The 17,614-nt window shown below is 47.6% G+C and carries 19 protein-coding genes; 9 read left to right on the top strand and 10 right to left on the bottom strand.

The genetic code is table 11. The features are described from left to right. Window positions 1-46 precede the first annotated feature (46 nt). The gene (fnr, locus tag ACLJQD_RS06975) at window positions 47-799 is read left to right on the top strand and encodes a fumarate/nitrate reduction transcriptional regulator Fnr (protein ID WP_000611914.1); all 753 of its coding nucleotides are present in this window, start codon (window positions 47-49) and stop codon (window positions 797-799) included. 150 nt (window positions 800-949) lie between these two features. Beyond that, window positions 950-1,897, top strand: a complete 948-nt coding sequence (gene uspE / locus ACLJQD_RS06970; protein ID WP_001262138.1) for a universal stress protein UspE — start codon at window positions 950-952, stop codon at window positions 1,895-1,897. 54 nt (window positions 1,898-1,951) lie between these two features. On the opposite strand, the gene ACLJQD_RS06965 is transcribed toward uspE, so the two are convergent. Beyond that, window positions 1,952-2,206, bottom strand: coding sequence for a DUF2534 family protein (locus ACLJQD_RS06965; protein WP_000605645.1), 255 nt, complete (start codon window positions 2,204-2,206; stop codon window positions 1,952-1,954). A gap of 238 nt (window positions 2,207-2,444) precedes the next feature. Here ACLJQD_RS06965 and ACLJQD_RS06960 point away from each other — a divergent pair, with 238 nt between their 5' ends. Next, window positions 2,445-3,476, top strand: coding sequence for a mechanosensitive ion channel family protein (locus tag ACLJQD_RS06960; protein WP_000493665.1), 1,032 nt, complete (start codon window positions 2,445-2,447; stop codon window positions 3,474-3,476). Window positions 3,477-3,557: 81 nt separating this feature from the next. On the opposite strand, the gene ACLJQD_RS06955 is transcribed toward ACLJQD_RS06960, so the two are convergent. Beyond that, window positions 3,558-4,160 carry a helix-turn-helix domain-containing protein gene (locus tag ACLJQD_RS06955; RefSeq protein ID WP_000163373.1) on the bottom strand — a complete coding sequence of 201 codons (603 nt, stop codon included), beginning with the start codon at window positions 4,158-4,160 and terminating at the stop codon, window positions 3,558-3,560. A gap of 43 nt (window positions 4,161-4,203) precedes the next feature. Between ACLJQD_RS06955 and ACLJQD_RS06950 the strand changes: the two genes are divergently transcribed. Together ACLJQD_RS06950 and ACLJQD_RS06945 are read left to right on the top strand one after the other, a co-directional pair. Then, entirely contained in the window at window positions 4,204-4,890 is a 687-nt protein-coding gene (locus tag ACLJQD_RS06950; RefSeq protein ID WP_017441303.1) for a B3/4 domain-containing protein, read from the top strand. 27 nt (window positions 4,891-4,917) lie between these two features. After that, window positions 4,918-5,256, top strand: a complete 339-nt coding sequence (locus ACLJQD_RS06945) for an antibiotic biosynthesis monooxygenase family protein (protein ID WP_000051812.1) — start codon at window positions 4,918-4,920, stop codon at window positions 5,254-5,256. Window positions 5,257-5,361: 105 nt separating this feature from the next. Here ACLJQD_RS06945 and ACLJQD_RS06940 read toward each other — a convergent pair whose 3' ends face one another. The 4 genes from ACLJQD_RS06940 to zirU form a co-directional block, all read right to left on the bottom strand. Then, window positions 5,362-5,919 carry a redoxin family protein gene (locus ACLJQD_RS06940; RefSeq protein WP_017441302.1) on the bottom strand — a complete coding sequence of 186 codons (558 nt, stop codon included), beginning with the start codon at window positions 5,917-5,919 and terminating at the stop codon, window positions 5,362-5,364. A 98-nt stretch (window positions 5,920-6,017) separates the two neighbouring features. Next, entirely contained in the window at window positions 6,018-6,848 is an 831-nt protein-coding gene (gene zirS / locus ACLJQD_RS06935) for a two-partner-like secretion system exoprotein ZirS (protein WP_072103453.1), read from the bottom strand. A 20-nt stretch (window positions 6,849-6,868) separates the two neighbouring features. Beyond that, complete coding sequence (zirT, locus tag ACLJQD_RS06930; protein ID WP_017441300.1) at window positions 6,869-8,851, bottom strand: two-partner secretion translocator ZirT; 1,983 nt, start codon at window positions 8,849-8,851, stop codon at window positions 6,869-6,871. A gap of 74 nt (window positions 8,852-8,925) precedes the next feature. Next, the gene (gene zirU / locus ACLJQD_RS06925) at window positions 8,926-9,771 is read right to left on the bottom strand and encodes a two-partner-like secretion system exoprotein ZirU (protein WP_017441299.1); all 846 of its coding nucleotides are present in this window, start codon (window positions 9,769-9,771) and stop codon (window positions 8,926-8,928) included. 289 nt (window positions 9,772-10,060) lie between these two features. Here zirU and ACLJQD_RS06920 point away from each other — a divergent pair, with 289 nt between their 5' ends. Continuing rightward, entirely contained in the window at window positions 10,061-10,918 is an 858-nt protein-coding gene (locus ACLJQD_RS06920) for a GyrI-like domain-containing protein (RefSeq protein WP_010989022.1), read from the top strand. 389 nt (window positions 10,919-11,307) lie between these two features. Continuing rightward, on the top strand, window positions 11,308-12,417 hold the full coding sequence (locus ACLJQD_RS06915; protein ID WP_017441298.1) for a hypothetical protein: 1,110 nt from the start codon (window positions 11,308-11,310) through the stop codon (window positions 12,415-12,417). A 213-nt stretch (window positions 12,418-12,630) separates the two neighbouring features. Here ACLJQD_RS06915 and ACLJQD_RS06910 read toward each other — a convergent pair whose 3' ends face one another. Together ACLJQD_RS06910 and ACLJQD_RS06905 are read right to left on the bottom strand one after the other, a co-directional pair. Further along, window positions 12,631-12,867, bottom strand: a complete 237-nt coding sequence (locus ACLJQD_RS06910; RefSeq protein ID WP_001168016.1) for a YgdI/YgdR family lipoprotein — start codon at window positions 12,865-12,867, stop codon at window positions 12,631-12,633. Between the two features lie 128 nt (window positions 12,868-12,995). Next, complete coding sequence (locus ACLJQD_RS06905; protein ID WP_000208473.1) at window positions 12,996-13,586, bottom strand: TetR/AcrR family transcriptional regulator; 591 nt, start codon at window positions 13,584-13,586, stop codon at window positions 12,996-12,998. A 77-nt stretch (window positions 13,587-13,663) separates the two neighbouring features. Between ACLJQD_RS06905 and bdcA the strand changes: the two genes are divergently transcribed. Then, window positions 13,664-14,377, top strand: coding sequence for an SDR family oxidoreductase (bdcA, locus tag ACLJQD_RS06900; protein ID WP_017441297.1), 714 nt, complete (start codon window positions 13,664-13,666; stop codon window positions 14,375-14,377). A gap of 90 nt (window positions 14,378-14,467) precedes the next feature. Here the strand turns inward: bdcA and ACLJQD_RS06895 are convergent, their stop codons facing one another. Further along, a complete protein-coding gene (locus ACLJQD_RS06895; RefSeq protein WP_000456775.1) occupies window positions 14,468-15,337 on the bottom strand; it encodes an aldo/keto reductase in 870 nt (289 codons plus the stop codon). Between the two features lie 276 nt (window positions 15,338-15,613). After that, the gene (locus tag ACLJQD_RS06890; protein WP_017441296.1) at window positions 15,614-16,519 is read right to left on the bottom strand and encodes a LysR family transcriptional regulator; all 906 of its coding nucleotides are present in this window, start codon (window positions 16,517-16,519) and stop codon (window positions 15,614-15,616) included. A gap of 120 nt (window positions 16,520-16,639) precedes the next feature. Here ACLJQD_RS06890 and ACLJQD_RS06885 point away from each other — a divergent pair, with 120 nt between their 5' ends. Next, window positions 16,640-17,569: an aromatic alcohol reductase gene (locus tag ACLJQD_RS06885; RefSeq protein ID WP_017441295.1), complete on the top strand. Its 930-nt coding sequence runs from the start codon at window positions 16,640-16,642 to the stop codon at window positions 17,567-17,569. The last annotated feature ends 45 nt before the right edge of the window (window positions 17,570-17,614 follow it).

Raw genomic sequence — 17,614 nt, 5'->3', positions numbered from 1 at the left:
AAAGATGTTAAAATTGACAAATATCAATTACGGCTTGAGCAGACCTATGATCCCGGAAAAGCGAATTATACGGCGCATTCAGTCTGGCGGTTGTGCTATCCATTGCCAGGATTGCAGTATCAGCCAGCTTTGCATCCCGTTCACACTTAACGAGCATGAGCTTGATCAGCTTGATAATATCATCGAGCGCAAAAAGCCCATTCAGAAAGGGCAAACTCTGTTTAAAGCAGGTGATGAATTGAAATCGCTCTATGCTATCCGCTCCGGAACGATTAAGAGCTACACCATTACCGAGCAAGGCGATGAGCAGATTACTGGATTCCATTTAGCAGGCGACCTGGTGGGTTTTGACGCCATTGGCAGCGGTCATCATCCGAGCTTTGCACAGGCGCTGGAAACCTCAATGGTATGTGAAATACCCTTTGAGACGCTGGATGACCTGTCCGGCAAAATGCCTAACCTGCGTCAGCAAATGATGCGCCTGATGAGCGGTGAAATTAAAGGCGATCAGGATATGATCCTGTTATTGTCGAAGAAAAACGCCGAAGAACGTCTGGCTGCGTTTATTTACAACCTGTCCCGCCGCTTTGCGCAGCGTGGTTTTTCACCGCGTGAATTCCGCCTGACGATGACCCGTGGCGATATCGGCAACTATCTTGGCTTAACGGTCGAAACCATTAGCCGTCTGCTGGGGCGTTTCCAGAAAAGCGGTATGCTGGCGGTGAAAGGTAAGTATATTACTATTGAAAACAGCGATGCGCTGGCGGCCCTCGCCGGTCATACCCGCAACGTCGCTTAAACGTCAGCTAAACCATTGATGTTATCTTCTGCCATATCGTTAAATTTTTCTCATTTATTGATCTGGCAGAAGCGCTTCCTCTGTTTCATTCACCATATTTGAGTTACTCTTTAGTTACAAACTGCGATGACAGTTGTAAGGAGACCCTGTATGGCTATGTATCAAAATATGCTGGTGGTCATCGATCCCAATCAGGACGACCAACCCGCATTACGGCGAGCAGTTTATTTGCATCAACGGATTGGCGGCAAAATTAAAGCTTTCCTGCCTATTTACGATTTCTCGTATGAGATGACCACCCTGCTTTCTCCTGACGAACGCACCGCAATGCGTCAGGGCGTAATAAGTCAACGCACAGCCTGGATACGTGAGCAGGCGAAATATTATCTTGAAGCTGGTGTCCCCATTGAAATTAAAGTGGTCTGGCACAATCGTCCCTTTGAGGCCATCATCCAGGAGGTTATCGCCGGCAGTCACGATCTGGTGTTGAAAATGGCGCATCAGCACGATCGACTGGAAGCGGTCATTTTTACCCCTACCGACTGGCATTTGCTGCGTAAATGCCCAAGCCCCGTGTGGATGGTCAAAGATCAGCCGTGGCCAGAAGGCGGCAAAGCACTGGTCGCCGTGAACCTGGCAAGCGAAGAGCCCTATCACAATGCTCTCAACGAAAAGCTGGTAAAAGAGACCTTACAATTGGCGGAGCAGGTTAATCATACCGAAGTACACCTGGTCGGCGCCTACCCCGTTACGCCAATCAATATCGCCATTGAGCTGCCGGAATTTGATCCCAGCGTGTATAACGACGCCATCAGAGGCCAGCATTTACTGGCGATGAAAGCGCTGCGCCAGAAATTCAGCATCGATGAAAAAGTTACGCATGTAGAAAAAGGTTTGCCGGAAGAAGTTATCCCGGATCTTGCCGAACATCTCCAGGCGGGGATCGTTGTGCTTGGCACCGTTGGACGTACCGGACTCTCGGCCGCGTTTTTGGGGAACACGGCCGAACAGGTCATTGACCATCTGCGCTGCGACCTGTTAGTCATTAAGCCTGATGAGTATCAAACACCGGTGGAACTGGACGACGAGGACGATTAATCCCTCTTGCGTCCTGCCGGATGGCGCTGCCATCCGGCCAATACCCTATTCCTGTTACTCATCTCCACCGAGGAAATAGATCCCCAAAGGAATCGCCAGCAGAATAGTGAACACCAGACTGTAAACGAAAATCATTGCCGACTGAATGGCATACATAGAGCTTGTCCACTCGGACAGTGGAATATGATATTGCTCAATCACACCGCCGATAGTCGCGCGCGTTACCACCGATGCCGCAACGATAAACACCGCCAGCAGGCATAACAGAAATTTTTTCCCCTTCGCCGATTTCAGCTTCATCATGATCATAGTATTGTCCTTTACAGATGACTTTTTTACCTGATAGCAACAATACCATGACAATCGCGCGATGTCTGCTCCATAAAACGTGACATTGTATTTACATAAAAAGTAAACCACTGAGATTAAAGCTGATAGCACTATTTCTTCTTTTTACTTATCGATGATCTACGCGTTTATCCTGGGTAAAATACCTGTTAATCAGGTCATTCTGAGCTGTTATCGTAGGAAGGAGCGGAAAACAATAATGTTCACTGAATTTTTTCTCAAAAACGCATTTAATCTGGCGATACTTTTCAGTTGCGGCATGGCGTTGCTGGTCGTGAGATTTTGGCTCAGTCGTAACGTACAGTGGAAGAAAGGATTCACGTTCCATGCGGCACAGTTTTTTATTTACGCGATTATTATTGGGACCATCGGGAGCATCCTGAATAATGCTATTGAAGATTATAATTTGCGTTTTATCTCTTCCGGGGTCATTGATTTTATCTGCACCTCGCTCATTGCGCTTATTCTGACGATAAAACTTTTCCTGATTATTAACCAATTTGAAAAAGCACAGGTCAATAAAGGTAGAGATGTCACCAGTACCCGTATTCTGGCACGGGTCATAAAAATAACCATTATTGTCGCGATTGTCTTACTGTATGGCGAACATTTTGGCATGAGTCTGTCCGGTCTGCTGACCTTTGGCGGTATCGGCGGTATCGCTGTTGGTATGGCGGGCAAAGATGTCCTGAGCAATTTTTTCTCCGGTATTATGCTCTATTTCGATCGCCCCTTCAGTATCGGAGACTGGATTCGTTCTCCTGACAGAAATATCGAAGGTACGGTCGCCGAAATCGGCTGGCGAATTACGCGAATTAACACATTCGACCACCGCCCGTTGTACGTGCCTAATTCCGTCTTTTCATCCATTAGCGTTGAGAATCCGGGACGGATGACCAACCGTCGAATAAAAACGGTTATTGGATTACGTTACGAAGATGCCGACAAAATTGGCCTCATTGTTGACGCTATCAGAAACATGTTGCAGGCGCACAGAGATATCGATCAGAAACAGACGCTGTTGGTCTATTTTAATGAATTCGCCGACTCTTCGCTGAATATTATGGTGTATTGCTTTACCAAAACAACAGTATGGCAGGAATGGCTTGCCGTACAGCAGGATGTTTACCTGAAAATTATTGCGATTGTCCAGGAAAACGGCGCTGACTTCGCCTTCCCAAGCCAGACGCTCTATATCGATGACCCGGAGGCCGCGCCTGCGACAAAATAAAAGATAGCCGGTGCCCGATAACGCTTATCGGGCACCGAGGCTTCCCTGTCCGGATGACGGGTTGTTAGCGCCTTACGGTGATCAACGGCTCTTTTCATTCACCGTCATGGTAAATTCAAGCACCTCATTAGTGTCGTTAACGTAGGCATGAGGCATGTCGGTTCTGGCTACAGCGGAGCAGCCCTCCCGAATAATAAAGCGTCTACCATTAACTGTTAATGTCAGTGTTCCCTGATTAACAAACAGTAATTCACAGGTGTCTGCCGGATGCCCTGGCGATTCAAACTGTTCACCAGGATGCATTATCCATTGCCAGAGTTCCAGCATATCCGGCCCGCTGGTTCCCGCCATTAGTTTTGCGCTGCCGCCTTTCTCGCCGCGCCACAACACCGGAATAGCATCCCGGTCGATAAGATGGACCATCGGCTCGCTGGCGACGTTAACAACATCCGCCACGGACACTCCCATTGCCGCCGCGATCTTACATAACAGCGCAATGCTTGGATTGGCTTTACAGCCTTCAATTTCCACCAGCATTCCTTTACTGACGCCGGAACGCCGCGCAAGCTCATCCAGCGACATCTTTTTTTGGCTACGAAATTGTTTGATACGTTGGGAAACAGCTTCATTTATCGTGCTGACGTCGGCGCCCGCCGTGGTCGATAAGTTGACTTTTTTGGTCATTGGTCGATATCATAGAAGAAAATAGTCATTACAGGATTATGCGATGTCTTCTATGTTACCGTCAATCAGCCCGGAACTGGCCCGTATCGCTCCCGGCTTTCGTGCATTAAGTATTAATGTTATTGCCGCTCCGATTCGTGATGCGCAGGTCGGAGAAATCGCGTTAAAAGAGGCCTGTCAGGCCGTAATTAACGGCCAACCGACGTGGGCACAGGCGCATATAGACGCCTGGAATGCGGTGTTTAAAGCATTCGGCGCAAAACCAAAGCGCACCCCCTGCTCGGCTGAAGCGCTACGAAAACGCGTGTTGAAGGATGGAACAATGGCGGCGCTGGACCCGGTCGTTGATCTTTATAACGCCGTGAGCCTGCGCTATGCCGTACCGGTAGGCGGCGAAAATAGCGCGGCTTATTGTGGATCGCCGCGGCTGGTTTTCGCAGACGGTAGTGAAACATTTGATACCCTGAAAGAAGGACAACCCGCCACCGAGTCGCCAGAACCGGGCGAAGTTATCTGGCGCGATGACAGAGGCGTCACCTGTCGGCGCTGGAACTGGCGTCAGGGAGTACGTACCCGACTAAGCGCTTCAGATAAAGCGATGTGGTTTATCCTTGAAAGCTTGCCGGAAATGCCGGTTGATGAATTGTACGCGGCAGGAAACATGCTGACTGACGGCCTTGAAAAAATGATGCCAGGTTTACGTTTTGAATCCACGTTGATAGGTGTTTGATTGATATTGCGTAACAGGAGAAATACCATGTCGCTGTTTCTGACAAGTTTTATTTTCGAAAAAAAAGAGTACGACGAAGAGTTTTATCAACTGGATGGCTGGATTGAGCGCTATACGCAGTCTATTGATGGCTATATTGGGATGGAAAGCTATACCGATGCCGCCAGCGGCAGAATGGTTAATAATTATTACTGGCAGACCCGCGAATCAATGGAGCTATTGATAAATAATTTACAGCACCAGCAGGCCAAATCACAAAGTCATAAGTGGCTTTCCGGTTACCAGACGATTATTGCAGAAATTCAGGGGTGCCATAACGTTAACCTGCCCCATCCGCTGGCATCATTTTCAGTTCCTTATGCGTGATGCAATAGCATATATATTAAATGTGGAGGCACACAAGAGAATGCCTGCGCCCCTGCATTGCCGGTTATTCGGTTCTCTGTGCAGGGGCGGTGCTGATATAAGTGATTAGTAAACAGGAAGATGAGTGATATCTCGTGGTACACTAACACGCGTAACCACATTGTTTTCATCGCACTCTATCAACGCTCTGGCAAAAATACTGAGCTCATTAATTTTCAGCCCGGAATTATCCAAAAACTGGCGGCAAGCGTAGTCAGAAACAAAGGTTATGCCGGGATGAATATCATGTTCCCGAATAAAACGGGCCTGAGCAAATGGCGTATCCATACTCAGCACATATACCGCCCGGTTTGAGTGGCTACCCGCTGATTTTAGGCGGTCACTATATTCTTTTACCTGCCATTCACAAACTGGCGTATCCAGTGACGGAACGACAATAATCCGCTTTTTTATCCCTGGGATACAGTAACCCGGTAATAAATTATGGCTCACCAGCCCCTTTGTGCAGGGTAATGGTTCGCCTTCAGCCAGTATACCGGGTTTGAGGGTCAGCTGCGTTTTGCCAAAGGTGACAGCGTGTTCCTGACCCAATGAGATATAATCCTGTGTTGTTGTTGGCGTCATAAAAACTTCTCCTTTTAACGTTTGTATTATTTTAGCCATAATAATTATTTAGCAATCCGCTAAAAAACCAGGTGAACATCCATAATAAGATGATGGTGATAAAAAGAATTATATTAGACATAATAATTAATATAGTTTTATAGTCTTCCTCTGATGGAAATTTCTTTCGTGAAACTCATTGCATATTTAAAAGATATGTCAATACGTTCATTACTATGCCCACGATAGGTTATAACTTGTGTATATTTACCTGGAACATTTTCTTTCTTAAGAGGGCCATAATCCCATAAGCCTTTTAAATTTTCACGCGCTACAGTCTTATTAATGTGAACTTCATTTACAGGATTCCCGTCGATATCCTTAACAATAGTTGTGATGGTGGCACTTTCACCCGGCGATAATACAGACTTATCTATACTCATAACTGTTAAATCTGGGCTTGGCGTATTAGATATAGTTTCTGTTTCAATATACTGGAACTCAGATACCGATGGCACAGGCGTGTACCCTGACGCTGAAGCCATATCCGTTTCATTATAAATTTCTAGTTTAATCTTTGAACCCCGATGTTCCTTTTGGATATTAAATTTATGCTCACATGGCTTTTCACGTTTAAGTATATGCTGAGAGTTATCTTTATTGATCTGATAATACGTACATACTGTAGTAAAAGTTTCCGCAGACTGATAGTTATTATCCGGGTCTCTGATGCCTACATTTCTGGCATTCCTCGCAATAGTCATTCCCGGAAAAGGTGTATACTTTTCAATAGAAAAGCCAAGTCCATTAAACTGCAATTCGTAGGTATCACGAGGTGTTCCAGGCCTGTGCCCAACGCTCGGCGCCGTAGGAGGAGAAAACATCCCGACGGTTGCCGCGGACGTTGTTGGCGAATCCGCCAAGACGCTTATCGGCGCAGCCGCCAGAAGCAGGCTATAGATAATAAGATTATGTTTCGACATACACACTGTTGATCCTTTTTAAAACATTAATTCGCATCAGATGCTGCGGTAGAACTCTTGGCATTTTCTTTATCAGAAATAATTCTGACGCGGATATATTTATTCTGAAGCGATTCCCCATTAAGACTATAAGGAAGAAGCCAGGTGGCCTTTGTCGCCCCCGGTACGGATTGCCAGGATTTCATTTCATCCGAGATTTCCCACTGATAATTAAACGCATCAGTACAGTCCGTGTTATTTACACAAAGCGTTCTGGCTCGCATTTCTGTTCCGACGACTGGCGCAGTAACGCTTCCGTTGGCTTCTTCAGTACCCGGCGTAAAAAGCACCTCCACAGAAGTGACCTTCTGCGCAATACTGTCTGACTGCGCTTGTAGTAGTACGGTACCCTTCACCGGATGTTTATCGTCTGGTCCGCTTGCTTCAATATGTAATTTGAGCGAGCGGGCATCATCGCCGATATGGGTCACCAGAACCCGTTCAACCCAATGGCCGTCACGCTCTGTACCACCGAGCGCTTTAAATGCCAGACCCGGCATATCTGATTGATACTTAATATGACGTGGTTTGAGCGACGCCCACTCCTCTTCAGAACGCTCGCGCACGTAGTGCCACTCAATAACCTTCCCCTCTTCTCCGGCAGGAAGCGGCGTACTGATAACAAAGTTGCCGTCCTCAACCTGAACATCGTCATTGATAACATTTATCCATGAACGGAAATTGGTCTCATCCTGTGTCACCCTTACCGGGATACGCTCGGAGGTCACGCGAGTACCCCGGCTGTCAGTCACCGTTAAATAAAGGCTATACTCCTGACCGTCGGTCGCCGTCAGCGGAAGTTGTGGAAGGATAAGGCCGCTGCCCAGACTCCCCTGAAGCTGGAGTCCGGCGAGAAGCTCCGCATCACCCGACCACTCAACTTTCTCAATCGGGTAACGGCTATCTACCGTCGCCATTAATGTCACCAGCGTCCCGGACAGGCCTGACACCGGCATTGCCGTAATGCGGATTTTACTGGCCTGCTCCCGATACGCCATGACGATATCGTAATTACGATCGACAAAGGCACGCCGATTAGTCGTAATTGACGGCGCACCAACGTTGCGGTAATCAAGCTGTTCATGTAACGGCGTACCGAAGGAATAGTTGACTCTCAGACCGCCCTCTGCCTGCGAGCCGCCGTTACCGGCGTCCCGATATCCTGCTCTGACCTCAAGCAAGGGGACAGGATTCCAGACCAGAGCCGCACCTGCGGCGCGGGGATTCCGGCTTAATGTACCGTTACCCAATAGATCAACTTTATCCCCGTAATACTGTTCATATGTGAGCTCGCCACTGAACCAGGGAAAATCGGGAAGCGTGCCTTTTGTTCGCAGATCAAAGCCATATGCCGGACGCTCATCATGTAATTCATGAACTGCTGACGTTTTCCAGCCGGTGAGAGGGAAATAATAGTTGCCGGAAAAGGCCAGACTGTCTTTATAAACTTCCCCGCCAATGCCGCCACGTAAGTGGGAATAACGGATGTCGGCATCCAGAAATGTATTGACGCCGAGCAGCCATCCATTGACCTCCTGGCGGTAACCCATACCAACGTTAACATAGGTGCGGCCATCGAAACTGCTGCTGTCGTGGTCGCGAAAGCCAAGCTGGCCAAAGAGTAAAGACGATGTTGTTTCCTGGACGGGAAAAAACATATCGAACTCTGATGAGCGATATTTCGCGCCATCTTCAAGATTGACGCCACCACGGAAAATAATCTCCGGAAAAGCGCTCTTTATCCCCTCGTTCACCAGATGATTAGCGGCCTGCCCTGGTAACGCCTTTATTTTTCCTTTGGCATAATCTTCCAGCGTCCCCTCCTGCAGATGCGGAGAAATAGACGATGCCGTCCCCGCAATCCACGACTGAATTTCATTATCGCTATCAGCAATGACCGGCAGTGGAATCTGACTGGTAACAATGGCCCAGGTTATATATTTAGTAATGGGTTTTTTAGAAAAAACCACTTTATTGTCTCCTGCTATATCCCCCTGCCTGGCAGAGGGAGTATTTAAATAAGATGTTTATTTGGCGATAACCATCAGCGACGGATAGCGCGTTTATTCTCCGGCGTGGCTTTCGTCGTTTTAGGCGTAACGTGGACACGGAACAGTTTATTCTGCTCAGTTCCCTTAATAATATATTTATGTTTTTCAGCGTTGGTATTATTCAGATCGGTGAACTTATCTGGTGTCCCGGCATCCGCCATCTGCCAGGTAAAGTTATAATTACTGACCTCACACTCAGCCGCCGCTGTGGCGACACATTCCAGTACCGCTTCAAGGGTGCCGCCTACCACTGGAGTGTTGGCGTCATTGGTACCGTTGAGTTTATCAGTCGGTTTACCACTTTCATTCACCACATTGATAGTGACAGAACGTAGCTTATTAGAAATTGTACCATCTGCGGCGGAGTCGCCGCTCACCCCAGAAGATGCAGAAGTTAATAAGACAGTGGCAGGCAAGAATGCACTATCCGGCGTCCCCGTTGCCGTCTTAATCCGGTAAACGATTTTAATTTTTTTACCGCCTGCATCAGCAGGAATGGTAAAAGCCGTCCCGGTTGCCGCCGGGATTCCAGAAGGATCGGCGGCCTCATTATCCACCAGATACCATTTAATATCGTCGGCATTATTCATTTTATCCAGCGATAAGAGATCCCCATCCTCATCCTCAATAAAAACATCCGCTATCTGGAGGGTTGAACCGGTCGTCAGTTCCCCAGACACTTCTATCTTTTTTGCATTAGTCGTTGCCACAGGACGGTGACCAACAGAAGCAGGCGTAGCAGAAGAAGCCATATCATTGGCTCTGATATTCGCCACCGCCTCTACTGAGACCACGGATGCACAAATCGCTAACGCTAATAAAGATCTTTTGAAGTACAAAACAATTCCCTTTTATTCATTAGAAATAATTACGAGATTTATAATCTCACGGGCTAAAAATTCAGGGTTATTCAATCATTTTAACCGCCTGTGAAATTATGCCCTTCGCCATGCTAATTACTTAGCTTTACTGGCAAAAGCCGATCTTCAAGTGTAAAGTTTATTCAGAAACGTCAAGCAATTTAAATCTTTCTTGTTTTGCCAGAAAAGCTAACAACCACCCACCAGTTTAATTACACAGTATGTCAAACACCTTAAATGTTTATATTTTCGGCTTCAATAAAGAGGAATGATGATGAAAAAAGCCATAATAATCTCAGTATTAGAGCAAATAGAAAAAAATCTTGAAGAGAGGATTGATATTGAAAAGCTGGTTGTTATAACAGGTTATTCGCGAAGGAGTTTGCAGGATTTTTTTAAAGAAAAGTGTGGCGTCTCTATCGGAAAATATATCAGACAACGCAAGTTGAGCAGAAGCGCCACTCTGCTAAAGCTGACCTCTCAGTCGGTCACAGATATCGCGTTCAGAATGGGGTTTGATTCAGTGCAGTCCTATAGTCGAGAGTTCAAAAAAACATTTGGCGTCAATCCCAATAACTATCGCAAGGCTGATTTCTGGGATCTCAGAAACCTACGGCCTCCCTACTGGCTTGACTGTGATGAGCATTATCAGTTCGAAATTTGTCAGCTTACGTCAAAAGAAATTTTCGGATTTCAAACATCTCATCAGATCGCAACAAATGACCTTCCTAAAAAAGCGTCACCTATAAAATGGAAAATCATTCATGAGACGCTCAGAACGTGGGGCGAAAATGTTTATTGTCTCTCGTCTTTTAAGCCGGATAATACCAAAGACCAGGTCATCGCCGTAAGCAGTTTTTTTGGTATGGAACATAATTCCGTCGATGGAGGCAAAATCCCCATGTCGAGGGTAATAAAATGTGGTAAATATGCAAAATTCCATTTCGTTGGTCATAAGGAACAATATCAACAATTTTCCAATACAATATATATGTGTATATTGCCAAAACTGAATCTTATCAGGAGAGAAGGAGAAGATATTGAATACTTCCATTTGGCATCCGTCCAAAAGCAACAGAATAATGAATCCATTGTCGATCTTTATTATTACATCCCTGTACTGTAATGACTTCGTACCATCCACGTATTTCATCTGAAAAGCCTTCTCTTTTCAGAGCGGTAATAAAACTCTCAGTATTGATTCTGATAAAATAAGTGACTATTAAATAAATTAACGTTTTGAAAGGATTGAGAAAATAACTTGCGTGCACGCGACGCCGGGGACAGATTTCTGACAGTACTGTACGGTGTAGTGATCAGGTAATATTGGCTACAGTTTACGGTAAAAGCAAAGTCCATACTTTAACTATTAATGGGAGTATGCTGGCCGGGCGGCTTGCAGGGCCTTCATGCTCCCACATCTATAATGTTGGTATGATTACATTCTCTCTATACTTTACTGTGCTAACCTTTTATCTCGTTGAGATAACGTTTAATTAAAATGCTCTCTTTTTGATGTACATTATAAGAGGAGACATTATTCATATTTTCGAAATCAGGGCAGACGATATGTATACAACCATCAGAAACACAGCGCTAGCAATGGTAGCTTGTTTTTCGTATATCGCACATGCCAGTACCCACCCTCCTCTTATTATCACCAGGGGAGCCGGAGGAGACGCCTCCGGAGCCACAGTCATTCATGATAATTGGCGGCATGGCACTCCTGACCTGGTCAATCTTACCGATATCCCCATAGATAAAATCAGACCAGAAAAATACCGTTGCGTACTGATTATTGGGCAAGGAGCTATAAAAGAAATGCTTCTTGCGAACAATGCCTCAGCAATACTTTCCGGAAAAACGGTTGGTCTGTATAGTCATCTGATCGATCAGAACACGCTCAGATTACTTCGGCAATTGCAGAATAAAGTGAGATTCAATCTCTTTTTTACCCGCTCACAGATAACTCTACTAAAACTAAGGAACATTTCAGAATATAATTTTTTGAGTTCTAAAATAAATAATGTCTGGGGACAAGACTCACTAGCAATTGAAACAGTGGCACCTGACAGGGGTAATATACCGGAAAAAGCCCTTCCCCTCAAAACAACAGATTATGTGATCTGGCTGGGTGGAAACTATACTACCTCCTTTGGTACGCAGCGTATCTTCACAAACGATCAGATTGTTGTAGCCCTGAAACCACTACATAATGTTATTTCATCAAATGCATCGATTGCTATTATGCTTTCACCACGTTTTTTTGATAATAGCATGAGTAAAGAAGCAAAAGTTAAACGACTGAAGGCAGTGCTTAACACCTTTTCGCGAAACAGGGTCACATTTTATATGAATAAGGAGATGCTTGCTAATCTGAAAGAATTTGATTTACCAGTTCAACTATCCCCTTCTTACGCAGAGCTGATGCGAATGCCCTGGGCCAGCGCTACCCGGCATTTTGCCTCTGTGGATCAATATAACCTGTTTGCTGATCTCATACCTAAAGTCACGCCGTTTCTTCTTGAACCGAATGATGCCGATCAAGCTCTCTATGCGACGGATTATCTTAATACCCGGCGTGTAAGTCTGACCCAAAATATTCTTAACCACGGTTGTGACTAAACAAAACGCGCAGAATCCGGGATAGTTAGCAATCCAAAACAGACCGTTAGCCATGAGTACTGTTTATCTTCACTATACAGGGAACAACCAAATAACTGACAACACAAATCAAGCCGATACCCGGAATTCGGCTATACAGGCGCTCTATTCAATTCTGGCCCAGAAACCGTCCGGTACCCATACTGGACACGGCCTCCCAACTGCTTTAGCGCATTACCAGTCCAGCTTCGATGCGCCTTCTGTCGTCTGCACTATTTCACTGGTTTTAATGACGCGATGATAACCATAAGCATCAGCGTATTTCGTCATTCCGGTTGCGGTGTCAACCTCCGGCTTACCCTGCGTTTCAATAATCTCTCCCGTCCGGGTCGTCATGGTATAGGTCGTTGTACATCCGGCTAGCATCAACACTGATAAGCTAAGTACCGTAATAAGACTACATTTTTGCATTTCTCGTTTCCCTGGCACCTCTATTTTTGATGTACTTTACCGAATACCGCAACGGCAAGATGGATGATTAGGGCTATTGCTCCCTGTTTGTCCGTATCTGACTGGCTCAGGTTTTTTGATGCGCTGCGTTAATCCGGCAGTAATCGCTCCAGCACATCCCCAGCCAGAAGCACGCTCTCCTGAAGACGCTCCAGGCCATACCCCGCTCGCGCCTTGGCGGAAAGCCCCGCCATTAGCGTCCCCATAAAGTCCGTCGTCCGGTCAGCCTCTTGCGGATACCGCATGGCGACATAAGTGCGAATCAGGTTTTCAGCAGCGATGTAAAACTCGCAGGCGGCCTCTCGTGCCGGTTTATCGTTACAATGTGCGCCCTCCAGAACCAGACACCCAGTGGCATCAGGATCGGCAGCGTAACGTCTTGCCGCTTCCATCAGCACATCGATAAGGCACTTCGCGGTCGGGCGATCGTGACGCAGAAGCGCCCCGAGCGGAATCGCGTCGGTCATCCTGTAACGCTTTAATACGCGAGTATACAGCCCCAGCTTGCTGCCAAACGCCGCATAGAAACTGGGAGGATTGATCCCGAACGCTTTTGTCAGATCCGCTACGCTCACCGCGTCGTAGCCGCGCGAATGAAATAAGTGTTGAGCGGTTTCAATGGCTTGCTCCGGATCGAACTGGCGAGGACGACCCGGTGTTCGGCTATGTTTTGTAGTCATCACTACATAACTCCTTGACGGCATGATTTCATTACGCATATTGTAGTGGCTACTACAATATCATAAAGGACATCCTGATGACGCTATTTCGCAACAAATCTGTACTGGTTTTAGGGGGAAGTCGTGGTATCGGCGCGGCTATTGTACGACGCTTTAGCGCTGACGGCGCATCGGTCGTTTTCAGCTACGCCGGATCGCGTGAAGCCGCCGAAAAACTGGCAGTGGAAACCGGAAGCACCGCCATCCAGACGGATAGCGCCGATCGTGATGCCGTCATCAGCCTCGTGCGTGAGTACGGACCGCTGGATATTCTGGTCGTCAATGCGGGCGTGGCTCTCTTCGGCGATGCGCTGGAACAAGATAGCGATGCGATAGATCGTTTGTTCCGCATTAATATCCATGCGCCTTACCATGCGTCAGTCGAAGCAGCCCGCAACATGCCGGAAGGTGGACGCATTATTATTATCGGTTCCGTGAATGGCGATCGGATGCCCGTACCGGGAATGGCCGCGTACGCCGCCAGTAAATCAGCCCTGCAAGGGCTGGCGCGCGGCCTGGCCCGTGATTTTGGCCCCCGCGGGATTACGATAAATGTGGTGCAGCCAGGCCCCATTGATACCGACATCAATCCGGAAGATGGCCCCATGAAAGAGCTGATGCACAGTTTCATGGCAATCAAACGACACGGAAGACCTGAAGAAGTGGCTGGAATGGTGGCATGGCTTGCCGGCCCGGAAGCCTCTTTCGTCACCGGCGCGATGCACACCATCGATGGTGCCTTCGGCGCCTGACGGCCAGGCGAATATCACACGGTTGCCGTCTACGCTCCGGCAACCGTGTTAGAAGCTGTTCATGCGAGAAAACATCCGCAAGCGCCGGGATCAATCGTGGATTTTAACGCCAAGACAACCGCGAACAAATTCAGGATTAAAATGCTTCACCGCTTCGCCAACGTAGCCTAAATCAAGGGCGTTGATTTGAGCCATTTCGTTATCCGTTAGTGAGAAATCCCAGATGGCAAAGTTCTCTTCAATACGTTCCTGTCGAGTGGATTTAGGAATAACCGTGACGCCACGCTGCACGTTCCAACGCAGGACAACTTGCGCGATGGTTTTTTGATGGGCATCGGCAATCCTTTGAAGCATGACATTTTCATACGGTTTATGTCTCCCGCCGCCTAACGGCGCCCACGCTTCAGGCTGAACGTTATAATGCTTCATGGTTTCCAGCGCGGCGGGTTGTGCAAAGTATGGATGCAATTCGACCTGGTTTACCATTGGCGTAATTCTGACGGTTTCACAGAAGTTGGCTAACACATGCGCATAGAAGTTGGACACGCCAATGGCTTTTAGTTTACCGGCTTCATAAGCGTCTTCCAGCGCGCGCCACGCGCTAAAATAATCGCCCATTGCCTGATGCAATAAATAGAGATCAAAATAATCTAACCCGGATTTTTTCAGCGACGCTTCAATACCTGCTTTGGCCAGATCGTAGTTAGCCATATCTTGCACCCACAGTTTAGAAGTAATAAATAACTCCTCACGGGTACACAGACCTGTCGCGATGGCTTCACGAACAGCGTCACCAACGGCATCTTCATTGCCGTATACCGCAGCGGTATCGATAAGACGATAACCGCTGCGAATAGCGCTTAACACTGACTGCTGACATTCTTCTTTGTCGGTTACCTTAAAAACACCAAAACCCACCATAGGCATTTTAAGGTTGTTACTTAATATTGAATATTCCACGCTAAAGCACCCTTTCGTCGTAAAGACGCCATGATAAGAGCAAAATACAGGTACAATGAGTATTGTTAAATCCGATTATATTTATACAAAAAGTTCATTAATAACAGTTGTACAGATTTTTTATTGCATCCAAACGTTCAGTGCTTGCTATATCCTCGCCGTGTAGCCCCCTGTTTGATAATGCCTTTTACTTATGCGTCAAAAACCAGTACCGTCATTTTGACCGTCTGTGAAAAAGTTTTCTGAACAGGCAATGCGATATCCGGAATAATATTTTTAGCGAAGAGGCGCCGGCTGGCTCAGCGCCGTTTTGCACCAGTCATAAAAAGCGCGTACCGCAGGCGGCAGAAACCTGTTTTGCGGATAGACCAGCGCAAGCGGCAAATCGTAAGAATGGTTGTCCATGCAGGTCACCAGCGCCCCGCTGTGCAGATACGGCGCAACCAGATAGCTGGCGACGCGAATTAACCCCAGCCCCTGTATTCCGGCCTGAATATAAGCGTCCGTATCATCGACAACCAGCATATCCTGCACCCGCATCGCGTAATCCTTCCCCTCACGCGTAAAAAACCAGTCGGTGGTACGCCCGGTGCGGTGGTTCAGGTAGCCGACCGCATGGTGTTTTTGCAGATCATCTAAATTTTCAGGGCTACCGTAACGCTCAATGTAAGTGGGCGATGCTACTATCACCCAGTTAAAACTGGCGAGCGGACGGGCAACCAGCGTGGTGGAATCATCGATCCTGCCGGCCCGAATCACGCAGTCATACCCTTGAAGGATAATATCCTCCACGCTATCGCTGGAACAAAGTATCAGCTCCAGCTCCGGATACTGGCGTAAAAAGGCCGGGAGCGTGGGAATAATGCAATGTCGGGCGAGAGATTGCGGCATCCCCACTTTAAAACGCCCTTTGGGTTGTGCCGCCCGGCCGGGAAATGACGACTCCATGGCCGCGATATCTGCCAGTACTCTTTTGCACTCTTCGTAGTAACGCCGCCCCTCTGCGGTCACACTAAGTTTGCGAGTTGTACGTTGCAAAAGCTGAATCTTAAGCCAGGATTCCAGTTCTTTAACCACCCGCGATACCGTTGAGCGCGGCACGCCCAGCACTTCGGCGGCTCTGATAAAACTATGGGTATCCACTACGCAAACATAGACCTGCATCGCTTCCAGCTTGTCCATTTTCCCCCCCCCCCAATTATCCCATTTATCAGAACAGTCTAACCCGTCTTCGGCGTCTTATCGAACGCAGATCCCTGACGTAATCTCTATCTACAGGTGAATCAACACAGAGAGGTGCAAATGAAACAATCCAATAATCAGGTAGGTAAAAAAGTATTGGTGCTGGGCGCGGGACAACTGGGGACGTCAGTGCTGGCGTCGTTGGTTCCGGCGGTCACACAGCGTAATGGTTCCGTTTGCGTTATTGTGTCAGGGCGATCCAGGGATAAACAGAGCAAACGACGTTCCAGCATTCATCAACAACTGGCGGATGCCGGTGCGCGGTTTATCCCGGTCGACATCGCAGACAGTTCGGTTGCAGCGTTAAAAGATCAATTCCACGGTTTTGATACGATCATCAATTGTATGGGGTTTGTCGCCGGTGCGGGTACCCAGATAAAAATCACCCGCGCGGTACTGGAGGCGGGCGTTAAACGCTATTTCCCCTGGCAGTTTGGCGTGAATTACGATGTGGTCGGCAAAGGCAGCGGCCAGCCGGTGTGGGACGAACAATATGATGTCAGGACGCTTTTGCGCGAGCAAAACGTCACGGAGTGGGTGATTGTTTCAACCGGTATATTTACCTCTTTTCTCTTCGAACCGGCCTTTGATGTGGTCAACTTAGCCCAAAAAACCATCAATGCCCTCGGCGGATGGGAAATGCAGGTCACCGTCACGTCGCCTGCGGATATTGGTCGCCTGACCACTGAAATTTATCTGCATCAGCCGCGTATCACTAACGAAGTCGTCTTTGTCGCGGGGGAAACGACCTCTTATGCAAAACTGGCGGAAACGGTCGAACGCATGACGCAGCAAACCTTTACCCGAGGCGTATTGACGCTACCTGACTTACAGGAGCAGCTCCGTTTACATCCGCATGACCCAATGCTGCGCTATCGCGTTGCCTTCGCGCGTGGTGACGGTATGTGGTGGCCGATGAGTGACACCTGGAATGCACAACATCATCTGCCGACACAGGATATTGCCGCCTGGCTGAAAACACAGCAATGAGAACGGCGGCATCAGGCGCTCGCTTAATCCCCATGCCTTCTGCCA

It is taken from the genome of Salmonella sp. SAL04214, from assembly GCF_046550615.1.
Classification (GTDB): domain Bacteria; phylum Pseudomonadota; class Gammaproteobacteria; order Enterobacterales; family Enterobacteriaceae; genus Salmonella; species Salmonella enterica.
The sequence above is the reverse complement of the archived record's forward strand: the minus strand, read 5'-3'. Positions and strand labels throughout refer to the sequence as shown.

Excerpts from the sequence above, each read along its gene's own strand:
- fnr (WP_000611914.1), top strand. The coding sequence starts at position 47 with ATGATCCCGGAAAAGCGAATTATACGGCGCATTCAGTCTGGCGGTTGT.
- uspE (WP_001262138.1), top strand. The coding sequence starts at position 950 with ATGGCTATGTATCAAAATATGCTGGTGGTCATCGATCCCAATCAGGAC.
- ACLJQD_RS06965 (WP_000605645.1), bottom strand. The coding sequence starts at position 2,206 with ATGATCATGATGAAGCTGAAATCGGCGAAGGGGAAAAAATTTCTGTTA.
- ACLJQD_RS06960 (WP_000493665.1), top strand. The coding sequence starts at position 2,445 with ATGTTCACTGAATTTTTTCTCAAAAACGCATTTAATCTGGCGATACTT.
- ACLJQD_RS06955 (WP_000163373.1), bottom strand. The coding sequence starts at position 4,160 with ATGACCAAAAAAGTCAACTTATCGACCACGGCGGGCGCCGACGTCAGC.
- ACLJQD_RS06950 (WP_017441303.1), top strand. The coding sequence starts at position 4,204 with ATGTCTTCTATGTTACCGTCAATCAGCCCGGAACTGGCCCGTATCGCT.
- ACLJQD_RS06945 (WP_000051812.1), top strand. The coding sequence starts at position 4,918 with ATGTCGCTGTTTCTGACAAGTTTTATTTTCGAAAAAAAAGAGTACGAC.
- ACLJQD_RS06940 (WP_017441302.1), bottom strand. The coding sequence starts at position 5,919 with ATGGCTAAAATAATACAAACGTTAAAAGGAGAAGTTTTTATGACGCCA.
- ACLJQD_RS06920 (WP_010989022.1), top strand. The coding sequence starts at position 10,061 with ATGATGATGAAAAAAGCCATAATAATCTCAGTATTAGAGCAAATAGAA.
- ACLJQD_RS06915 (WP_017441298.1), top strand. The coding sequence starts at position 11,308 with ATGTACATTATAAGAGGAGACATTATTCATATTTTCGAAATCAGGGCA.
- ACLJQD_RS06910 (WP_001168016.1), bottom strand. The coding sequence starts at position 12,867 with ATGCAAAAATGTAGTCTTATTACGGTACTTAGCTTATCAGTGTTGATG.
- ACLJQD_RS06905 (WP_000208473.1), bottom strand. The coding sequence starts at position 13,586 with ATGACTACAAAACATAGCCGAACACCGGGTCGTCCTCGCCAGTTCGAT.
- bdcA (WP_017441297.1), top strand. The coding sequence starts at position 13,664 with ATGACGCTATTTCGCAACAAATCTGTACTGGTTTTAGGGGGAAGTCGT.
- ACLJQD_RS06890 (WP_017441296.1), bottom strand. The coding sequence starts at position 16,519 with ATGGACAAGCTGGAAGCGATGCAGGTCTATGTTTGCGTAGTGGATACC.
- ACLJQD_RS06885 (WP_017441295.1), top strand. The coding sequence starts at position 16,640 with ATGAAACAATCCAATAATCAGGTAGGTAAAAAAGTATTGGTGCTGGGC.